Raw genomic sequence first — 21038 nt, forward strand, 5'->3', positions numbered from 1 at the left:
TATGTTAGTTTATAAAAATTAAAACAATACATACTTTGCCTTTATATAATAAAGGATATAAAAGGATTGGTTATAAGTAAGATCTATCTATTTTTTTGTACCACATCCTGGTACACAGTTCCCTACGCAATTACTGTTTTTACCTTTTTCTTTCGTTATTTTTTGTTTTTTACAAGTAGCTGCTGCACAGTTTCCTCCATGACAATTATTAGTCAGGTTTGAATCTTGGTAATCAGAATTATCAACTGTACTGAAGATAGAAGAAAATCCTCCTATAAGTTTTTGTTTATCAACCTCATCTAGTTTTTCAAAATTTAAAAGTTTCATAAATTATTCTGTTGCTTACAATAAGGTTATCCGAAAAGTATAAATCAATATGCAATTTATTGTTCAATAGAATGAAAATTTCATTTTTTTATTTTTTATCTTTATTTATAAAGTCTAATATATTTGATTGCATTGAGTGTTATAACTTTTCGGACACTTCTTTTTGATTATTCTAACTCAATTTTACTACTAAACTTCTGCTGTACTCATATCTGATCCGCAGCCTGCAACACAGTTGCCACTCTGACAATTGTTTGTTTGACCACATTTATAGTAGTTATCACCTTCTTTTAGTAAACCGCCTACTGCATTTATTGTTAAAGCAGTAGAAAAACCTCCTTTTAATGTTTCTCCATTAATTTCAAGAGCCTCAAATTTTGATAGATCAAATTTTTCTGTTTTGTTTGTTTTCATTTTTACTAGAATAAAAATTATTGTATTGTTTCTGCTTATTATTTCACCGAGCAGTCAGTTAATTTGCGCAAATGGATATTTAGAAATTCTATTTTTTGTATTGTACACTACAAATTATAGAAATTTAAAATATTTTAATTTGTTCTGTTTTTTTCTTCTTCGTTACTTACTTTTCGGTTTTTAATACTTACTTTAGTATTACCAAATTTGTATATTAATTGTACGTTTATATAACGAGAATCATAATATCCCTTGTATCTAGTATCAATAGTATTTCTAGTACTTAATGTATTAAAGTCATTTGTCTTTAGAATATTTTCAACTGTTATGGTTGCTTGCAATTTTTTTTCTAAAAAAGAAGCTCTTCCATAAAGGCTTATAAGAGTTCTTTCATAGTTGTATACTAAATCACCTGATTTATTTGGAAAAATATAGCTAACATCAAAACCTGCTGAAAGGGTTTTGTCTTTTTTTAAAATAAAATTATTACTTGTATTTATTTGCGCGCCTAAACCTTCATTTGTTTTAGGTGTTAAAGGATAAATTTTAGAATCAGAATGTTGAAAATAAACATATAAGCTATTTTGATTTTCCCACCATCTTTTTTTAGTATAATTAATCATTTGATTCAATCCAATACTATAATTATCAAAATAGTTAAGTTGTGTTATTCTTTGAATGTATTCATTAGTATTAAGCATTACTACTTGTCCAAAATTGTTGGTTTCTTTAGAAAAAAAGAGACTTGAACTTATATGATCTTTATAATTAAAGTTTAATTCAAAATTATTTGAAATACAAGGTCTTAAATTTGGATTTCCTTCCGAATAAGAAAAATTTGAAGTATACCATCTAAAAGGGTTTAAATTAGAAAAATTAGGTCTATAAATTCTTTTAGAATAACTTATTGAAATTGTTTTATTATCATTTACTTTATACATACAATAGACTGTAGGAAAGAATTGTATATAGTTTATAGAGGTAATTTGATTTAAAGTAATAGATTTTCCTTCTGTTTGGGTATTTTCCACACGCAATCCTACTTGGGTTTGCCATTTTTCTTTTCCAAAAGTTTTATTTCCATTTATATAAATAGCTTGTGTGTTTTCTTTAAAATCAAACTTATTACTTTGATTTGGATCCCATATTAACTGTCCTGTAGAGGCATCAAATAGGTCTACTGTATTTTGAGTTTTTGAAAATGAGAATCGGATACCGTAATTCAAATTCATCCATCGCAATGGATGCTGTATATCAAACTGGGTTGAAATATTTTTAATAGTTTGATTGCTATGGTTGAGAGTTTTTTGAATTCCTGATTGCAAACCTGATTGAGGTAATGCAAAAATTGTAGCATCAAAGTTGCGAGTAACATTAGATTTATACAGTAAATAATCTACATCCATGCTTATTTTTCTACCGATCGTATCTAAATCAATATTTGAATGAAGATTGAACGTATTTAATTCTTTTTCCCTTTTACTTTCTCCTTTTGAATTAATATTTCCTATTTGTTTTTGTGTTGTATTATCTATTAGGTTTACCTTATTTGAGTCATCAATATTTGGTTTATTTATGTTTCCTACGTATTGTAGTCCTAAACTCCATTTTTTATTTATTTGATAATCATATCCTAAACGATTACTCCAAATATTCGTGTAATATCTTCCCAAACCATTATTTTGCCATTGTTGGTTAGGATAATAAATGGTTGAATTTTCAATACCTTGATTACTCCCATTCGTATAAAGTGTGCTTACAACACAACTGTTTTTATCTTTTTTGTATGTAAATATTCCTCCTAGACCACCTGTAAAATAGGTGTTTTGTTTTAAATTGGTTCTAATACTTGTGTTCCATGTATCCTTTTTTGCTTTTTTAAGAACAATATTAATAAGACCACTATTTCCTTCTGCGCTATATTTTGCTGGTGGCGTTGTAATAACTTCTATTGATTTTATGTTATCAGCAGCTATTGTTTTAAGATAATTTGTTAAATCCTCACCAGATAATGCCATTAATCTATCATCTATCATTAACCCCATTCCACCTTTTCCTATCATTGTTACTACATCATTTTGCACTCTTATTCCAGGGGTTACTTTTAAGGCTTCTAAAGCATCTCCATTTGAAGCTCTGACAGAATTTTGTACATTAAAAATTACTCTATCTACTTTACGCTCTATTATTTTTTTCTGAGATGTAATTGATATTTCCTCTAACTTTTTTGTCATTTCAGGATATAAAACTCCTAGATTAATATTTTGATTTACTTGAATATCTTTTTCTATCAGAAGGTTTCCTAATTGTTTAATCTGTATTGTATAATTTCCTTCTGATAGAATTATTTTAAAATCTCCTTGTTCATTTGTTAGTTGACTAGTTATTGCTTCATTTTGAGGAGTTAATATAATTATTTCAGCCCATATTATAGGTGCATTAGTTGATTGCATAAGTTTACCTGTAATTATAAATTGTGCATTAATAACTACTGGGTTTCCCAAAAGAAATAACAAAAAAATGATTTGTTTCAACTGCTTCATTTTTTAATAAAATGTATTCGTTTAGTTTTATTCGTTTGTTTAAATCTAGATACATTTTTAGTTTAATGCTCATAAAAAGTATCTAAAAAATAATTTTATTCTATTTGATAATTTAACTCACTGGTTCTTTTTGGTGTTGTTTTATTTAAACTGTTTCTCTTTTTTTACGGTTTTTAAAAAAAACTCTAAAAGATATAAAAGTTTAAAAAGCTATGTTTTTCATTTTTTTTAAGATCATTAAAATTTAATGCTTATCACGCTTTCATATTCTTTTTAGAGATTTTGTTCAAGGGTGTCCAATCCTTATTTTAATTTTAACTGTAATTTTAACTTTTTAAAATAAACAACAGCAATTGTTACCAACAACAGACACAACAACTTAAACACCTGTTAATCAGTAATTTTAAAGAATATCGAAATTTAATTAGTTTTTACTTAATTCAATTGAGGTTTTCCCATACATTTTGTTAAAATTCAAACAATTTTTAACCCTTTTAAAAATAAAAAAGAAGATTTTTTACACTCACTCCAAAAAGCCAGACACTTTTGGAGCATTTTTATGGGAAGAAAAGTTAAATATGATTATACATTTAAACTTAGAATCTGTAAGGTTGATTTTAGAAAATCATTATTCCAGCGAGTATGTTTCTCTAAACTAAAAAGATTAAACAAATTCAGTATCAGGAAGTGGTTAATTCCTATAAGATTTTGAAGAAAAAGGCTTACTTCCAAGAACGAATTAAAGTTACGCTACTAATTTTAAGTTGAACGTTTTGCGGAATATTGACAACAAACACCTGGCCCCAAGCGAAACCTGTTTACAATTCGAGATTCCTTCTGAATCCATTATTATCATTACTACAACAACGAAAGAATTAGGTCGAATCTAAAAGAAATGAGCCCGACAAAATATCGAGCTCATTATTGTTAAAATTCAGGTTAAATTTGTCCAACCTTTTGTGTGCAGTACAGATACGGTCTATCTTTTTTACCTGTTTTTTTATTTTAATACTGTATATAAAGTCTATTTTGTAAACAATAATTCCCTGTATTTAGTTAACGTCCATAATTCGTCATCTACCAATAGTTCTAATTTATCACAATGTTCACGGATGACATCAAAATAAGGTTTTACATTATCACAATACGCATGTGCCATGGCTTCAGAAGAATCTAAATTATTAGCTTTCTTGCGCTCTTCAATCATTTGATCCACATTTTTATTGATTCCTTCAATGTGTTCTGAAATTTCTTTAATTAAACCAATTTGTTCTTTAGCAACATTTTGAAAATCAGAACCAAAAATTTCTTTTAATCCTTTTACATTTTCAATTAAAATATTTTGATAACGAATAGCCGTAGGAATTACATGGTTACGAGCAATATCACCAAGAACTCTTCCTTCTATTTGAATTTTTTTAGTGTATTCTTCCAATTCAATTTCATAACGAGCTTCTACTTCTACATGATTCATTACTCCCATTTCTTCAAATAAGCTAACTGCTTTTTCTGAAACTTTAGCTTTTAAAGCTTTTGGAGTGGTTTTGTGGTTGCTTAAGCCTCTTTTTGCGGCTTCTTCTTCCCATGCGTCACTATAACCATCTCCTTCAAATAAAATATTTTTAGTTTGTTTGATATATTCTCTTAATATATTAAAGATGGCTTCATCTTTTTTCAATCCTTTTTCTTCTATTAAAGCATCTACTTCTGTTTTGAATACTTTTAATTGTTTGGCAACGATTGTATTTAAAGTAGCCATAGAAGTAGCACAATTAGCGGAAGAACCTACTGCACGGAATTCAAACTTATTACCTGTAAAAGCAAAAGGAGAGGTTCTGTTTCTATCTGTATTATCTAGGAATACATCTGGTAGTCTACCTACTACATTTAATTTTAAATCTGTTTTTTCTTCTGGCGATAATTTACCATTTGAAACGCCTTCTAATTCTTCTAATACTTTTGTTAATTGTTGACCAATAAATACAGAAATAATAGCTGGAGGGGCTTCGTTTGCGCCTAACCTATGATCATTACTTGCTGATGCTATAGAAGCTCTTAATAATTCTTCATAATCATGTACCGCTTTAATTGTATTTATAAAGAAAGTTAGAAACTGCAGGTTACTCATAGGTGTTTTCCCTGGTGATAATAAATTAACACCCGTATCAGTAGCTAACGACCAGTTATTGTGTTTACCTGAACCATTTACTCCTTTGAAAGGTTTTTCGTGCATTAACACTTTAAAATTATGACGTTCTGCTACTTTTTGCATTACATCCATTAATAAAGAGTTATGGTCTACTGCTAAATTAGTTTCTTCAAAAATAGGTGCTAACTCGTATTGGTTAGGTGCTACCTCATTATGACGTGTTTTAACAGGAATCCCCAGCAACATACATTCGTTTTCTAAATCACGCATATAATTCAGAACTCTTGTTGGAATAGACCCAAAATAATGATCTTCTAATTGCTGTCCTTTAGCAGAAGTATGACCTAATAATGTTCTTCCTGTAGCTAAAATATCAGGTCTAGAAGAAGCTAAAGCGGAATCAACCAAAAAATATTCTTGTTCCCAACCTAAGGTAGGTGTAACTTTTTTAACATTTTTATCAAAGTATTTAGCTACTTCTGTAGCCGCTGTATCAACAGCTTGTAAAGCACGTAATAAAGGTGTTTTATTATCTAATGCTTCTCCCGTATATGAAATAAAAACAGTAGGAATACATAATGTTGTACCAAAGATAAAAGCAGGTGATGTTGGATCCCAAGCTGTATATCCACGGGCTTCAAATGTATTACGAATGCCTCCATTAGGAAAAGAGGAAGCATCTGGTTCTTGTTGTACTAATTGACTTCCTCCGAATTTTTCTACTGGATCTGAACCGTCAAAAGAAGTTTCAAAAAAGGCATCATGCTTTTCAGCTGTAGTACCTGTTAAAGGCTGAAACCAATGGGTATAATGGGTTACTCCTTTTGATAAAGCCCATTCTTTCATTCCCATTGCTATATAATCAGCAATTTTTCTATCAATTTTTATTCCATGCAAAATAGCATTCTGAACCGCTTTGTAAGCCTCAGATGTTAAAAATTGACGCATTGCTTTATCATTAAATACATTGCTACCAAAAATGGCAGACTTTCTACCTAGCTCTTCCACTACTATAGTTGGACGACTGGTTGCTTTTTGAAGCGATTGAAAACGAAATGTTGTCATAAAAATAGTATTAAGTAGTTTGTACCCTATTCATTTTAGACAAAATTAAAAAAAATAAGAATAAAAACACAATCCCCCCCTTATTTTTTCAACACAAACAACAAATAAACATTATTTCAATCACCCACCCCCCTTATTTCAAAAAACAAAAAATCTATTTGTGTTATTTATTATCTTTTTTATGTAACTTATAAGATATCGTAGTACTTGTTATTCTTATTAATATAAGGAGACATTACACTTAGTCTTTATTTTTCAACCAATTTGCATGACTCCTTATCTATCAAAATGAGAAGTAATTATTTTAATTTATCATATACTTTATATTGTATGACAAAATAAAAAGGAAAACTAAAAAAGATTCCTATACAAAATGCAAAAAATCCTAAATAGCCTAAGACTAAAGATATTATCATTAATAAAAATATTTTACCGAAATTTGAAAAACAATCCTTGATGCTTTTCACTATTCCATCTATAGGTCTTAAATTGCTAAAAATAACATTGGGTAGAGCTGTAAATGTAAGAATAGAGGTAGATACCGAAATAAAAAATGAAATAAAACTTTTAATCTTATAATCACCAATTAGTCCTTCTATACTTGTGTTAATAAACAAACCTGCCCCACTAATCAGTAAGGTAACTAGCACTATTGAAAAATAATAAGGACTATTAATATAATGGAAAAAAGTGTTAATACGAACTTCTTTACCTTCTTGTGCATCTTTCATTATTTTTAGAATTCCTGCATTAAAAGGAGCTACTAAAACTACTATTATTGTTGCTCCTAATAAATATAGGAGTTTGGCTTGTATTGATAATTTTTCAGGATTAAAATTTTTTAAATATTCTAACAAATCTTCTCCCTTATAGAAAGTTTTAAGTCCTACATTCAGTAAACTTACTAAGACAACTGTTAGGATAAAAAAAACAAATCCTACAAGAAGTATGTTTTTTTTATAAAGTTCTATACTTTCTTTAATAATTTGATATAAATCAATTTTTTTTGATGTTTTCATTTTAAAATTATAGCCATTTTAAGATTTTTTTTACCATTTTAATTTTTCCTTTATAAGGTGCATAACGAAAGGGTAAATCTATCCAATTTGATTTTTTTACAATTGCTTTTTGGTGTGAGAATGTTTCAAATCCTAATTTTCCATGATAAGCGCCGATACCACTATGTCCTACTCCTCCAAAAGGTAAATTATTGTTAGAAAAATGAGATAATGTATCATTTACACAACCTCCTCCAAAAGATATTTTAGAAAGTAACTCTTTTTCAAAAGATTTGTCTTTTGTAAACAAATATAAGGCAAGAGGTTTCTCAAAACGATTAATTACTTGATATAATTCTTCTTTGGTTGTATAAGTAATAATAGGTAAAATAGGACCAAATATTTCCTCTTTCATAACAGGACTCTCTAAACTAGGTTCGTCTAATAGAGTTGGCGATATGTATAAATCCGTTTCATTTGTTTGACCTCCAAATAATATAGTTTGATTTTCTAACAAACTCTGTTGACGTTTCCAATTCTTTAGATTAATAATACGTGCAAAATCTTCTGATTCTTGTATAGAATTACCTAAGGCATTCTGTATTTCTTGTATTAAATAAGGAATAATTTTTTCTTTTATACTTTTATGAACGATTAAATAATCAGGAGCTATACAAGTTTGTCCTGCATTAAATATTTTTCCCCAAATAATTCTTTTGGCAGCTAATTTTAAATCAGCTGTTTGATCTACAATACTTGGACTCTTCCCTCCTAATTCTAAAGTAACTGGTGTAAGATGCTCAGCAGCGGCTTTAGCCACAATTTTTCCTACTGGTACACTTCCAGTAAAAAAAATATAATCCCAACGCTTACTTAATAAGTCTTGTGCAATCGTATAATCTCCAGTTATTACTACTACTTGATCTATATCAAACGTTTCCCTTATAATTTTAGATAGTATAGAAGAACTATTAGGGGTAAGCTCTGAAGGTTTTAGCGTTACTTTATTTCCAGCTGCTACGGCTGCAATTAGAGGTGAAAAAGCTAATTGAATGGGATAATTCCACGGGCTGATGATAAGAATTTTACCATAAGGTTCAGAGTATAAATAATCCTTTGAGGGAAAATTTAATAATGAAGGAAAAACTCTTTTAGGTTTAGCCCATGAATCTATTTTTCTTATGGTATATCTTAGTTCATTAATAATATACTCCGTTTCTGAAATCATACTTTCAAAACGGGGTTTTTTAAAATCTTTATACAAGGCATCTTGCATATCTGTTTCGTATTTTACTAGATTATCTAATAACTTTTTTAAGACTTTTTTTCGTTGAGATACAGTATACATAGTACTTTTTTTATTCTATTGCTTTCCAAATAATATCTTCAGGGACGGAGGCTGTGATATTTATGATTTCCTTTGAAACAGGATGCACTAATTGTAAATTACGCGCATGTAAATGAATTCCTCCGTCTATATTACTTCTATCAAACCCATATTTTAAATCTCCTTTTATAGGACACCCAATGGCACTTAATTGCGAGCGTATTTGATGATGTCTTCCTGTGTGTAAATTTATTTCTAAAACAAAATAATTATTTAACTCTTTTATAATTTTATAATCCAAAATAGCTTTTTTACTATCTGGCACCTCTTTTAGATGCGCTTTAGATGTGTTTTTTTTTGGATTTCTTTTTAAATAATGCACAAGAGTAGCTTCCTTCTGAGGAGGTTTCTTTTTGACTACTGCCCAATAGGTTTTTTGAGTTTCTCTATTTTTAAAAAGGTCATTAAGTCTACTTAAAGCTTTTGAAGTCTTAGCAAAAAGCACAATACCGGTTGTTGGTCTATCTAAACGGTGTACGACTCCTAAAAAAACTTCTCCAGGTTTATTGTATTTTTCTTTTAAATATTCCTTTATTACATCCGATAAAGGTTTATCTCCTGTTTTGTCCCCTTGTACTATATCTCCTACTCGTTTATTAACTACGATAAGATGATTATCTTCATACAACACCACGAGATTATTCTTATTTGAAATTATTTTCATTTTTCAATGAGCGAAAAAATTATAGCAAAAGCTTTTACTTATTTATGTTAGAACCTAAAAAATAGCTTTTGTGAAATTTTATTATTGTTTTATATCCGTTTAATATTGTTCATTAACATTTGGGAAATCTACCGCCTTAACATCTGCCACATATTGTCCAATAGCTTGTGTCATATCTTCATATAAATTCATATATCTACGCAAAAAACGAGGACTGAATTCATGAGTCATCCCAATCATATCGTGTAGAACAAGTACCTGCCCATCTACCCCACTACCAGCACCAATTCCTATAACAGGTATTAAAATACTTTCCGCTACTCTTTTAGCCAAATGAGCTGGTATTTTTTCAAGTACTAAAGCAAAGCATCCTAGTTTTTCTAATAATTTTGCATCTTCTATAAGTTTTTCTGCCTCTGCATCTTCTTTTGCTCTTACTGTATAAGTCCCAAATTTATAAATAGATTGAGGGGTAAGTCCTAAATGTCCCATAACAGGTATCCCTGCTTGCAATATTTTTTTTATAGAATCTTTAATTTCTTTCCCTCCTTCTAACTTGACAGCATGCCCTCCACTTTCTTTCATTACACGAATAGCAGATCGCAACGCTTCCTTAGAATCCGATTGATACGACCCAAAAGGTAAATCTACAACCACTAATGCTCTTTGAGCTGCTCGTACAACTGAAGAAGCATGATAAATCATTTGATCAAGTGTGATAGGAAGAGTGGTTTCATGACCTGCCATCACATTACTAGCTGAATCACCTACAAGAATTACATCTACACCTGATGAATCCACAATTTTAGCCATGGTGTAATCGTATGCTGTAAGCATTGAAATTTTTTCACCTTTGGCTTTCATATCAAATAATGATTTTGTAGTTACTCTTTTATAATCACTTTTAGCTGTTGACATAATTCAATAATATTTTAGAGGGTAAATGTAATAAAAAGTATAGATGTAGCAAATTAGTTATAAAACAGAATAATAGATACTAAAAAACCCCAATCGTATGATTGAGGTTTTAAATATAGAAATAAAAAAATTTTATATGATTATTTTTTTAATAGATCTCTTATTTGCATCAATAACTCTTCTTGTGTTGGTCCTGCAGGTGCAGCGGGTGCAGGTGTTGATTTCTTCATTTTATTCATTGCTTTTATAATTAAAAACATTACAAAAGCTACAATTAAAAAATCAATAACAGCTGTTAAAAACAACCCCCATTCTATTGCTACAGCAGGAGCTGTTTCTTTCCCTGCCGGATCTAAAACAGCTTCTTTTAATACTATTTTTTTATCCGCTAAATCTATACCTCCCATTAAAAGCCCAACAATTGGAGCGAACATTTTTTCAACAAAAGCCGAAGTAACTTTACCAAAAGCCCCTCCCATAACAAAAGCAATAGCCATATCTACAAGGCTTCCTTTTAGTGCAAATTCTTTAAATTCAGAAATAAATCCCATAATTGTAATTGTTTTTTTAGTTAATTGAAGTTACAAAGCTAAAATATAAATAATTAACTCTAAATCTATTCCCTGTAGAAAATTCTCGACACTCGACGCGAAATACCTGTTAGTATTTCATACGGAATAGTATCTATAGCGTTTGCAATAACAGTTACAGGTAGATCTTTTCCAAAAACAACTACTTCATTACCTTCTGCACAGGATATATTGGTAACATCTATCATAAGCATATCCATACAAATACTTCCCAAAATAGGTGCTTTTTCTCCATTAACTAAAAGATACCCTACGCCTCTACCCCATTTTCTAGATATTCCATCTGCATAACCAATAGGAATTACAGCCATACGTGTTGGTTTTTCTACAACAAAACGTCTATTGTATCCAACGGTATCCCCTATTTTTAGAGTTCGTATTTGAGAAATAACAGATTTTAAGGTACCTACAGTTTCTAAATATTTCATTTCATTTAGATCATTAGAAACGCCATACATCCCTACTCCTAAACGAACCATATCAAACTCGCCTTCAGGATAATTACTAATTCCTGAGGAATTACAAATATGACGGATCGGATTGTATTCTAATACTTCTATAATTTGTTTAGAAAGGCGATCAAATAAGTTTATTTGATTCAAACTAAATGTTCTATCTGCATCATTATCACTTTCGGCAAAATGGGATAAAATAGTATTAACCTGAATCCTTTTATTTTGTTTTAATATAGATATTAATTCAGGTATTATTTCTTCATCAAAACCCAAACGATTCATCCCTGTATTTATCTTAATATGAATTGGATAGTGATTTTGTTTTTTTTCTTCTAAAATTTTTAGAAAAGCTTTCAGACCTCGTAAACTGTAAATTTCAGGTTCCAACCCGTATTGAATAATAGATCTAAAACTGGTCATTTCTGGATTCATAACCATAATAGGGACTTCTATTCCTGCTTTTTTTAACTCAATTCCTTCATCTGCAAAAGCTACCCCTAAATAATCTACTTTATGATGAGCTAATAATTTTGCTATTTCAAAACTTCCGCTTCCGTAACCAAAAGCTTTTACCATACCCATTATTTTAGTCGTGGGTTTGATTTTAGTTTTGTAATAATTGAAGTTATGACTTAATGAATTTAAATTAATTTCTAAAACGGTTTCATGCTTTTTTTCTTCTAATAAAGAAACAATTTTTTCAAATTCAAAAACACGAGCTCCTTTAATCAAAATGGTTTCGTCTGAAAAATCAAGGGTATCAAAAGCATTTACAAAAGAAGCCGTTGATTCAAAAGAAATAGCATTCTGAAATTTATTCTTGTATTTGGTAATTGTATTTCCAATACAAATGACCTTTGTGATTTTATTAAATATAATTAATTGTGCTATTCTAGAATAAAGTTCTTCATTCGTTAATCCTGACTGAAAAATGTCGGAAATAATTAAAGTTTTTTTTGGGTTTTGATTTTGATTTTGCAAAAAATCCAATGCTATTTTTAACGACTGAAAATCAGAACTATAACTATCATCTATTAAAGTGCTATTATAAATACCCGTTTTAACTTTCAATCGCATTTCTACAGGATATAATTGAGCTATTCTTTCCTTAATAACTCCATCATTATACCCCAGATACAACATAGTCAAAACACAGTGCATACTATTTTCTAAAGAAGCTTCATCTATAAAAGGGAGAGTTATTTCAAAACAATGTTCTTTATAAATAACTTTTAAATCGGTATGCTGCTCTATTTCTTTTTTTTCAAAAAAAACATCTGCTTCTTTATTTTCTATACTCCATGTAAAAGTTTTTATGGATGGATCTAAAAAAGCTTCAATTGTTTTATTTTTATTCAAAATTAGAATTTCTACTTCCTTAAAAAGCTTTAATTTTTCTTTTATTTTTTCATAAATATCAATAAAACCTTGATCGTGAGCCGAACCTATATTCGTTAAAATTCCAATAGTAGGTTGAATTATTTTTTGCAAATTTTGCATTTCATTTACAGTAGAAATCCCTGCTTCAAAAATACCTAAATTGTGCATTTCGTTGATCCCTATTACCGAAAGAGGAACTCCAACTTGAGAGTTATAACTTTTTGGACTTCTTATAATTGTATAATCTGGACTTAACAAAAAGTTTAACCATTCTTTTACAATTGTTTTGCCATTACTTCCTGTAATTCCTATTACAGGAAATGAAAATAAATTTCTATAATAAGTAGCCAATAATTGCAAGGCTTCTAAAGTATTAGCTACTTTTAAAAAATTAGCTTTACCCAACCATTTTTCATTAATAGTCTGTACTACAAATGATTTCACCCCTTGTTCTATAAGAGTTTCTATATACTGATGTGCATCATGATGGGGGCCAATGAGAGCAAAAAAAAGTGTTGAATCTGCATTTTGATGTGATCGACTATCTACTGAAACAGTATCAATTAGAATAGAACTATCAACTTCTATAAATTCACAAGACAATGCTGTTACAATTTGTTTAAGTACCAGTGCCATTATTTATCTTCTTCTTTCTTTATAATTTGTTCATCTATTACGTCTATATGATTACGCATAGCGTTAAAATAAGCAGCTCTACTTAAAGGCTCATATTCTTCTGTTTCTCCTAAAAGAACCAAACTATCATTAGCTGTTTTTCTATGACTATAATGTGCTAAATTTCCTGTTTTCGTACATACGGCATGTACCTTAGTAACGTATTCCGCAGTAGCCATTAGAGCGGGCATAGGACCAAAAGGGTTTCCCTTAAAATCCATATCTAATCCTGCTACAATTACTCTAACCCCTGCATTTGCCAAGTCATTACAAACAGAAACGATTTCTTCATCAAAAAATTGGGCTTCATCAATTCCTACTACATCACAACCTTGTGCTAGAATACGAATATTAGCCGCGGCTGGAACAGGTGTAGAACGAATTTCATTTTTATTATGAGAAACAACCATCTCTTCATGATAACGTGTATCAATACTAGGTTTAAATATCTCAACTTTTTGCTTAGCGAACTGAGCCCTTCTTAATCTACGGATTAATTCTTCCGTTTTTCCGGAAAACATTGAACCACAGATTACTTCAATCCATCCAAATTGTTCTTTTGGGTTTACTGTATTTTCTAAAAACATTTTTTAATTTTATAATGATAAAAATGAATAGTTTTTATTACTTTGTAACTCGCAAAATTATTAAAAAAGACTGGTTGTTTTACAGCTCGACTGATAAAGTTATTAATAAAATTTAATTCTTTCATCACTAAAAATTTAAACGCAATGAAAAAGAAATTGGAAGCCGAATTGATTAGTATTGCCCATAAAGTTTTACAATTAAAACATAAAGAAGATGTACGCGAATTACATCGTGAGGCACAACGGTTGTATGAAAAACTTTCTGTTTTGTTATTTGTCGAAGAAAATTTTAGTGAAATACAACCCACTATTGGAAGAAAACAAATAGAAGAAAAATTAGAACATGCTTTTGATTATAATGAAAAAATAGTAGTAGCTCAGCTAGAAGAAGAATTGGATGAAACTGTTGAAAATGAATCCATTCTACCTATTGAAAGTACAGAAACTGAAATTAAGGAAATTACACCAATCGCAGAAGCTATTTCGGCTGTAGAAAAATCCGAAGAAGAGACAGCCGAAAAAGAAAACACACCTCAAATCATAGAAAACGAAGAAGATAATAACCAATCCGAAAAAATTTCAATGGATGCCTTTTTCAGTCAAATACATTCTAAAACTGTTTCTGAAAAAATAAATACAGAAACAGAAGGTAAACCAGAAGAGGTAAAAAGCATTTCCAACGAAATTCATACATCAGCTGTAAAAGAAATTTTTCCTGAATTCATGTCTAATTTTAATGAAATTACTTTTGAGCGCGTAATAGAAAAGCCCGTAAGTAATTTAAATGATAAAATTTCTAAATCCGTTGGATTATCTTTAAACGATCGTATGGCATTTGAGAAAAACTTATTTGATGGAAGTACTGAAGATTTAAATCGTGTCCTATCACAATTAGAAACTTTTAAAAACTATCAAGAAGCCAAAGATTTTATAGAAGAAATGGTAAAACCTGATTACAACAACTGGTTGGGTCGAGAAGATTATGAGGAACGTTTTATGGAATATATCATAAGCAAGTTTACATAATTGCCCTCTCAACTTCTAATAAAGAGACAGACAGTCGGAATAAAAATTCCGACTATTACTTTTGTTTTCATAAACTTATTTAGTCATTCCTTTTTTAAACTTTTTCTTTTCAAGATAATTAATAAATTATTGCTCTCTATTTACGATTCAACAAATGAGTAAACTATACATAGTCCCGACCCCTATTGGCAATTTAGAAGATATGACTTTTAGAGCCATTCGAATTCTAAAAGAAGTAGATTGTATTTTGGCGGAAGACACCCGTACTAGTGGCAAATTACTTAAACACTTTGAAATTGCTACTCACATGCAAAGCCATCACATGCACAACGAACACAAAACCGTTGATCAAATAATACAGCGTTTGCAAGCAGGACAAAATATAGCCTTAATTAGTGATGCGGGCACTCCTGCTATTTCCGATCCTGGCTTTTTATTAACGAGGGCTTGTGTAGAAAACGGTATAGAAGTTGAGTGCTTACCAGGTGCAACTGCTTTTGTTCCTGCATTAGTAAACAGTGGTTTGCCTAATGATAAATTTGTCTTTGAAGGCTTCTTACCCGATAAAAAAGGAAGACAAACCCGCTTTTTACAGTTAGCCGAAGAAAGCAGAACTATGATTTTATACGTTTCTCCTCATAAACTAATCAAAACATTAGCCGAATTTGTTCAATACTTTGGTTCCGATCGCTTAGTAAGTGTATCTCGTGAACTCTCTAAACTCCATGAAGAAACAGTACGAGGTACAGCAGAAGAAGTACTAAAACATTTTGAAGCAAAACCTCCAAAAGGAGAAATCGTAATTTGCATAGCTGGAAAATCTAAATAATTTTTTTAGTTTCAACAAAGATTTACCTAAACAACAAAATTTTAACAAGAATTATATATTGTAATCCAAAAACAAATAGTAAAGTTATCAGTTAGGTATAAAATGTACTTATTTTACAAAATAGCAACAAACAATCAAACTTATTTCTTTAATTACGATTTATTATTAAAAAAATTAAATGACACTATCATTTTTAATCATGAAACAATATAAAAACAAAAATCACTAAAACACATGGTTTTTATTTTTTTATTACTTAATTCTTTTATCCATTTACAGATAAACTTTATTAATTCTTGTAAAACAATTACAAAACATACACTAAATATAAAAACCTCTCTATTTTATGAAAGACGATATTCAGATTATACAACGCCATCAAGAGTTTATTAAAACGATTTGTCAAACCGAAAAAATATATACCTTAGCAAAAGAAGAATACTATTCTTTATCTTATACTAATAATTATCAAGACGAAGAAGGAAATCCTGTCCAATTACTTTGTGTTTGGAGTCAAAAAAAATATGCCCAAACTTGCCAAGATGACGAATGGGCAAGCTACCAAATTGAGGAAATAGATTTAGTTGATTTTATAGAAAATTGGTGTATTGGACTTGATTCAGATGCTATGATGGCTGGTGTAGAATTTGATCAAAACTTATATGGATATGAGGCAGATCCTCTAGAGTTAATACTAGAAATTATTGAATATTTAAAGATTATAAAAAAAGAGTTAAAACTATCTCATTATAAAAATTTAAACGATTTATCTCAAAAAATTAAAGAAGTACTAGATTAAATGGCTATAAAAACGACCAATAAAGCTAAAAGTAAAATATAATTCACAAGCCCCTCCTTTTATACTCCACCAACGCACCTCTGTTGCTGGGGTTTGGTTTTACTCGTTGTACGTCTGAAAACTCGATTAAAACAAGTATTTCGGCTTAGAAGCAGCTCTAAACCCAAAAAAGAAAAAAAAGGACAGACTAAATTAATGGTTTATTTCCCTGTACTCTTCAAAGCAATTGCTGTTGGCTACTCCTCAACAGAGCCAACTTCCTCTTTGATTAGATATTCAAATATCATCTATTTAGATTAAAAATCTACCAACTATTTTTGACCATATTCCGTTAAATAAAATAGTTTTAAACGACGATTTATTATAATTTATACCATTTAAACTTTAAAAATACTGTAAAAAGCTTTTATATAAAACTCATAGCCTGTTATTGATTTAATTAATTCATTCTCAGCTGTTTTTATCAATTCTTCCATTTTTTGATTTAATTCGGCTAGAGTATTATAAATTTTCATTGCAATTTTATCTTTCATCCATTGCCATATTTTTTCAGCAGGGTTGAGTTCTGGATAATATGGAGGAATTGGTAACAGAAATATGTTCTGAGGAATTATTACATCTTTTGTGGAATGAAATGCTGCATTATCAATTATTATAATCTTTAATTCTGTTGGTTTGTGATTACTAAAATCTTCCAAATATTTTATAAATAATTCTTTACAAACACTCTGTGTTGTCATACAAAAACTCTCACCTGTTATGGGGGGAAAACTTCCCCAAAGCCAATTATAAAGATAACTGTGCTTATAGGTACCAATGGCTTTTATTCCTTTTGCCGTAATAACTCTTTTTTGTTTTGTGATCAACCCGAAGCGACTTTCATCTTGAAAATATAAGTTTACAGATTTGAAATTATTTTTATTAAGAATAATTCTACACTCTTCGAGCTTATTTACAAGGTTTTTTAAAAAACGCTTCCGCGTTTTCATCCTTTTTGTAATGCGATTTTCTTGCTATTTTTAACTTTGATTGATGTTTTCGTCTACAATGAGCGTATAAAGCTCCATAGTTAACCGTTTCGTTCAGTTCTGCTTCAAGTAATTTTAATAATTCTATATAAGATGTAATTGTTGTTTTTGGATCAGTCAATTTCTGCTCAATAGACTTAGCCATTTTATCTGATATTTGCTTAGTATTGTTTCCTCCACTTCTAACACATAACATTTCAGAAATACCTTTTTTTAAATAGTCTTGAACCCAAACTCTTACTGTCTTTTCCGTTCTCCCGAGCTTCTTAGCGATATCACTATAATAAACATATTTCCCTTTCTTAATTAGAATCAAAGTCTTTACTCGGTCTTTCTTCAAAGAAGCTGTTGTCTTGACTAGTAATTTTTCTAAAAAATCAAGATCTTCATTTATTACTATTTGAATTTTTTTTGGCATGCCTAAAATTACAAATTATTCTAGTAAATTCAAAATTAAAATGGTATTATTTCCTTCCTATTTCTCTAAAAAAGTAAGGTCTTACATTTATAAAATATTCAATAATAAAAAAATAGGAAATAACTCTAAATATAAATTTTATACATTTAAAAACTACTTCACAATCCATTTTTACCATAACTACATATACTATATCGGCCATAGCAGAAAAAACAATAGCAATTAGTATATTGTTAAAACAAAGATTATTTATAACTAAATAATTATAGGTGCAAATTGAAATCAATGAAGTCAGTACAACTCCATATACAACAATAGCAATAGAATATTTCATATCTTCAAATGCCAATCCATTTAACAACAAATAGGTTAAAAACATCAAAGAAATGGTTCCTAACAATGAAAAGCTAAAAGCCTTTTGATAAAAACCTATTCTTTTTGTTTCTTTAACAACTAAAAATAGAAGTAATAAATAGGGGAATAAATCCAATCCCATATTAAAAAATCGGATAAACTCAAAATTAAATAAAGTGAGTGCATCAGTACTGAAATAAATCACAAATATAAGTGATACGTATACTATATTTTGTTTTTCTTCTATAGCTAAATAACGAGCTATTAAGGCAGGGATAACAATTGGTTTACAAATAATTAACAAAAGATGATTACCTAATAACATGGCTACAACTGACAAAACACAAGCTACTAGATATACGTACAAAGGGGCGTTTCTTAACATAACATTATATTAAACTCTTCTTCTGATAAAATAGTAACTCCTAATTGGGTTGCCTTTTCTAATTTGGCTGGCCCCATGTTTTTTCCTGCTATTACATAATGAGTTTTGGATGAGATACTACTTCCTACTTTTCCTCCATTATTTTCTATTAATTGTTTTAATTCATCTCTTGAAAATTTTTCAAATACTCCTGATACTACAAAAATTTTACCTTTTAATAAATCAGAAGTTATAGTCGAGACTGTTTCTTCTAATTCTAATTGTACTCCATAGTTCTTTAGGCGATTTAAAATCGTCAAATTCTCTTTGTTTTCAAAAAATTCTATTACACTTTGAGCTATTTTCCCCCCTATTTCATCTACAGTAATTAACTCTTCTAATGTAGATTTTTGTATATTTTCGATAGATTTATAATGTCTTGCTAATTTTTTAGCAACAGTTTCGCCTACATAACGAATACCTAACGCATACAATACGCGTTCAAAAGTAATTTCCTTCGATTTTTCTATTCCTGCTAATAAATTATCTGTTGATTTGTCTGCCATCCTATCCAAAACAACAATTTGTTCTTTTTTTAGTTCATACAAATCCGCATAATTAGAAACTAGTTCATTTTTAAATAGTAAAGCAACAGTTTCTCCTCCTAACCCTTCTATATCCATGGCTTTTCGGGATATATAATGTTGTATTCTACCAATTATTTGAGGAGGACATCCGTAATAATTTGGACAATAATGTTGTGCTTCTCCTTCCTTTCGAATCAACTCAGTTTGGCACTCAGGACAATGAGTAATATAGCTTGTTTTGATTGAATGAATAGAACGTTTGGATTCGTCTATTCCTACAATTTTAGGAATAATTTCACCTCCTTTTTCTACAAAAACTTCGTCATCAATTCTTATATCTAATTTTTCTATTTGATCTGCATTATGCAAAGAGGCTCTTTTTACAATTGTTCCTGCTAATTGAACAGGTTCTAAATTGGCTACTGGTGTTATAGCTCCTGTTCTACCTACTTGGTAAGAAATAGAATTGAGTTTGGTTATTACTTGTTCCGCTTTAAATTTATAAGCTATTGCCCAGCGTGGTGATTTAGCGGTATAACCTAATTCCTCTTGTTGATCTAAATTGTTTACTTTTATAACTACTCCATCTGTTTCATAAGGCATTTCATGACGATGAGTATCCCAATATTCTATAAAATCAAAAACTTCTTGCATAGAGTAAGCTAACTTAGATTGTATAGGGACTTTAAATCCCCAACTTCTTGCTTTTTCTAAACTTTCAAATTGAGTTAGAATAGGTAAATTAGTCCCTATTAAGGAATACAACAAACAATCTAATGGCCTTTTTGCTACTTCTGAACTATCTTGTAATTTTAAACTACCAGAAGCAGTATTTCGCGGGTTTGAATAAGGTGTTTCTCCAATTTCTACTAAGTCCTGATTCATCTTTTCGAATCCTGCAAATGGTAAAATAATTTCACCTCTAATTTCAAACCTATCAGGAAAATCGCCCTGAAGTGTTAAGGGAACTGCTTTAATAGTTTTTACATTATTCGTTACATCATCACCTTGAAAACCATCACCACGAGTTACTGCACGCAATAATTTTCCATTTTCATAAGTAATACTTATAGAAGCACCATCGTATTTAAGTTCACAAGTGTATTGAACGGGTCTGTTTCCTAGTATTTTTTGAACTCGAATCTCCCAATCTAACAAATCTTCTTTTGAATAAGAATTATCCAAAGAGTACATACGATACTCATGCTGAATAGTTGTGAAATTTTTAGTTACAAACCCTCCCACGCGTTGAGTAGGAGAACTAAGATCATCATATTCTGGATGTTTTTTTTCTAGCTCTTGAAGTTCCTTTAATTTTATATCAAATTCATAGTCTGATATAGTGGGGTTATCTAAAACATAGTAATTGTAATTATGCTGATTTAATTCGTTTCTAAGGGCTTGAATTTTCGAAAAAACATCCATAAAAAAGGCTATTAAAGTAATAAAATACTAAAATAGCCATTTAATTATAGTAAAGC

Annotated in this window: 19 protein-coding genes; 4 read left to right on the forward strand and 15 right to left on the reverse strand. The window is 29.7% G+C overall.

Going from position 1 to position 21038, the window contains the following annotated elements:
• Window positions 1-87: 87 nt before the first annotated feature.
• The 3 genes from HUE53_RS13340 to HUE53_RS13350 form a co-directional block, all read right to left on the reverse strand.
• On the reverse strand, window positions 88-327 hold the full coding sequence (locus tag HUE53_RS13340) for a hypothetical protein (RefSeq protein WP_014164415.1): 240 nt from the start codon (window positions 325-327) through the stop codon (window positions 88-90).
• Between the two features lie 189 nt (window positions 328-516).
• A complete protein-coding gene (locus HUE53_RS13345) occupies window positions 517-741 on the reverse strand; it encodes a hypothetical protein (protein ID WP_014164414.1) in 225 nt (74 codons plus the stop codon).
• Between the two features lie 134 nt (window positions 742-875).
• Complete coding sequence (locus HUE53_RS13350; protein WP_107317823.1) at window positions 876-3284, reverse strand: outer membrane beta-barrel protein; 2409 nt, start codon at window positions 3282-3284, stop codon at window positions 876-878.
• Window positions 3285-4125: 841 nt separating this feature from the next.
• On the opposite strand from HUE53_RS13350, the gene HUE53_RS14560 reads away from it, so the two are divergent.
• Entirely contained in the window at window positions 4126-4215 is a 90-nt protein-coding gene (locus tag HUE53_RS14560) for an IS3 family transposase (protein WP_077225431.1), read from the forward strand.
• 93 nt (window positions 4216-4308) lie between these two features.
• Here the strand turns inward: HUE53_RS14560 and HUE53_RS13355 are convergent, their stop codons facing one another.
• The 8 genes from HUE53_RS13355 to HUE53_RS13390 form a co-directional block, all read right to left on the reverse strand.
• Window positions 4309-6498 (reverse strand): glutamine synthetase III family protein, encoded by a 2190-nt coding sequence (locus HUE53_RS13355; protein ID WP_014164412.1) that lies wholly within the window; start codon window positions 6496-6498, stop codon window positions 4309-4311.
• A gap of 299 nt (window positions 6499-6797) precedes the next feature.
• Entirely contained in the window at window positions 6798-7517 is a 720-nt protein-coding gene (locus HUE53_RS13360; protein ID WP_065213655.1) for a hypothetical protein, read from the reverse strand.
• 7 nt (window positions 7518-7524) lie between these two features.
• The gene (locus HUE53_RS13365; protein WP_065213656.1) at window positions 7525-8844 is read right to left on the reverse strand and encodes an aldehyde dehydrogenase; all 1320 of its coding nucleotides are present in this window, start codon (window positions 8842-8844) and stop codon (window positions 7525-7527) included.
• A 10-nt stretch (window positions 8845-8854) separates the two neighbouring features.
• Window positions 8855-9547, reverse strand: coding sequence for an RluA family pseudouridine synthase (locus tag HUE53_RS13370; RefSeq protein ID WP_065213657.1), 693 nt, complete (start codon window positions 9545-9547; stop codon window positions 8855-8857).
• A 99-nt stretch (window positions 9548-9646) separates the two neighbouring features.
• Window positions 9647-10465, reverse strand: a complete 819-nt coding sequence (gene panB / locus HUE53_RS13375) for a 3-methyl-2-oxobutanoate hydroxymethyltransferase (protein ID WP_014164408.1) — start codon at window positions 10463-10465, stop codon at window positions 9647-9649.
• 140 nt (window positions 10466-10605) lie between these two features.
• Window positions 10606-11016: a large-conductance mechanosensitive channel protein MscL gene (mscL, locus tag HUE53_RS13380; RefSeq protein WP_014164407.1), complete on the reverse strand. Its 411-nt coding sequence runs from the start codon at window positions 11014-11016 to the stop codon at window positions 10606-10608.
• A 65-nt stretch (window positions 11017-11081) separates the two neighbouring features.
• On the reverse strand, window positions 11082-13526 hold the full coding sequence (locus HUE53_RS13385) for a bifunctional UDP-N-acetylmuramoyl-tripeptide:D-alanyl-D-alanine ligase/alanine racemase (protein WP_192188570.1): 2445 nt from the start codon (window positions 13524-13526) through the stop codon (window positions 11082-11084).
• Window positions 13526-14152 carry a thymidine kinase gene (locus HUE53_RS13390; protein ID WP_014164405.1) on the reverse strand — a complete coding sequence of 209 codons (627 nt, stop codon included), beginning with the start codon at window positions 14150-14152 and terminating at the stop codon, window positions 13526-13528. The genes HUE53_RS13385 and HUE53_RS13390 overlap by 1 nt, the downstream gene beginning before the upstream one ends.
• A 144-nt stretch (window positions 14153-14296) precedes the next feature.
• On the opposite strand from HUE53_RS13390, the gene HUE53_RS13395 reads away from it, so the two are divergent.
• The 3 genes from HUE53_RS13395 (at window position 14297) to HUE53_RS13405 (ending at window position 16806) form a co-directional block, all read left to right on the forward strand.
• Window positions 14297-15178: a hypothetical protein gene (locus HUE53_RS13395; protein ID WP_192188571.1), complete on the forward strand. Its 882-nt coding sequence runs from the start codon at window positions 14297-14299 to the stop codon at window positions 15176-15178.
• Between the two features lie 154 nt (window positions 15179-15332).
• Window positions 15333-16007 (forward strand): 16S rRNA (cytidine(1402)-2'-O)-methyltransferase, encoded by a 675-nt coding sequence (gene rsmI / locus HUE53_RS13400; RefSeq protein ID WP_014164403.1) that lies wholly within the window; start codon window positions 15333-15335, stop codon window positions 16005-16007.
• 346 nt (window positions 16008-16353) lie between these two features.
• Window positions 16354-16806 carry a DUF2750 domain-containing protein gene (locus tag HUE53_RS13405; RefSeq protein ID WP_107317826.1) on the forward strand — a complete coding sequence of 151 codons (453 nt, stop codon included), beginning with the start codon at window positions 16354-16356 and terminating at the stop codon, window positions 16804-16806.
• Window positions 16807-17183: 377 nt separating this feature from the next.
• Here the strand turns inward: HUE53_RS13405 and HUE53_RS13410 are convergent, their stop codons facing one another.
• From HUE53_RS13410 to ligA, 4 genes are read right to left on the reverse strand one after another with little or no spacing between them, the layout of a single operon-like run.
• Window positions 17184-17795: an IS630 family transposase gene (locus HUE53_RS13410; protein WP_107317827.1), complete on the reverse strand. Its 612-nt coding sequence runs from the start codon at window positions 17793-17795 to the stop codon at window positions 17184-17186.
• Window positions 17755-18252, reverse strand: a complete 498-nt coding sequence (locus HUE53_RS13415; protein WP_014164400.1) for a helix-turn-helix domain-containing protein — start codon at window positions 18250-18252, stop codon at window positions 17755-17757. Before HUE53_RS13415 ends, HUE53_RS13410 begins: the two co-directional genes overlap by 41 nt.
• A gap of 46 nt (window positions 18253-18298) precedes the next feature.
• On the reverse strand, window positions 18299-18991 hold the full coding sequence (locus HUE53_RS13420) for a hypothetical protein (RefSeq protein ID WP_014164399.1): 693 nt from the start codon (window positions 18989-18991) through the stop codon (window positions 18299-18301).
• The gene (ligA, locus tag HUE53_RS13425; protein ID WP_065213662.1) at window positions 18985-20982 is read right to left on the reverse strand and encodes an NAD-dependent DNA ligase LigA; all 1998 of its coding nucleotides are present in this window, start codon (window positions 20980-20982) and stop codon (window positions 18985-18987) included. The genes HUE53_RS13420 and ligA overlap by 7 nt, the downstream gene beginning before the upstream one ends.
• Between the last annotated feature and the right edge of the window lie 56 nt (window positions 20983-21038).

It is taken from the genome of Flavobacterium columnare, assembly GCF_014844295.1.
Taxonomy (GTDB): Bacteria; Bacteroidota; Bacteroidia; order Flavobacteriales; family Flavobacteriaceae; genus Flavobacterium; species Flavobacterium columnare.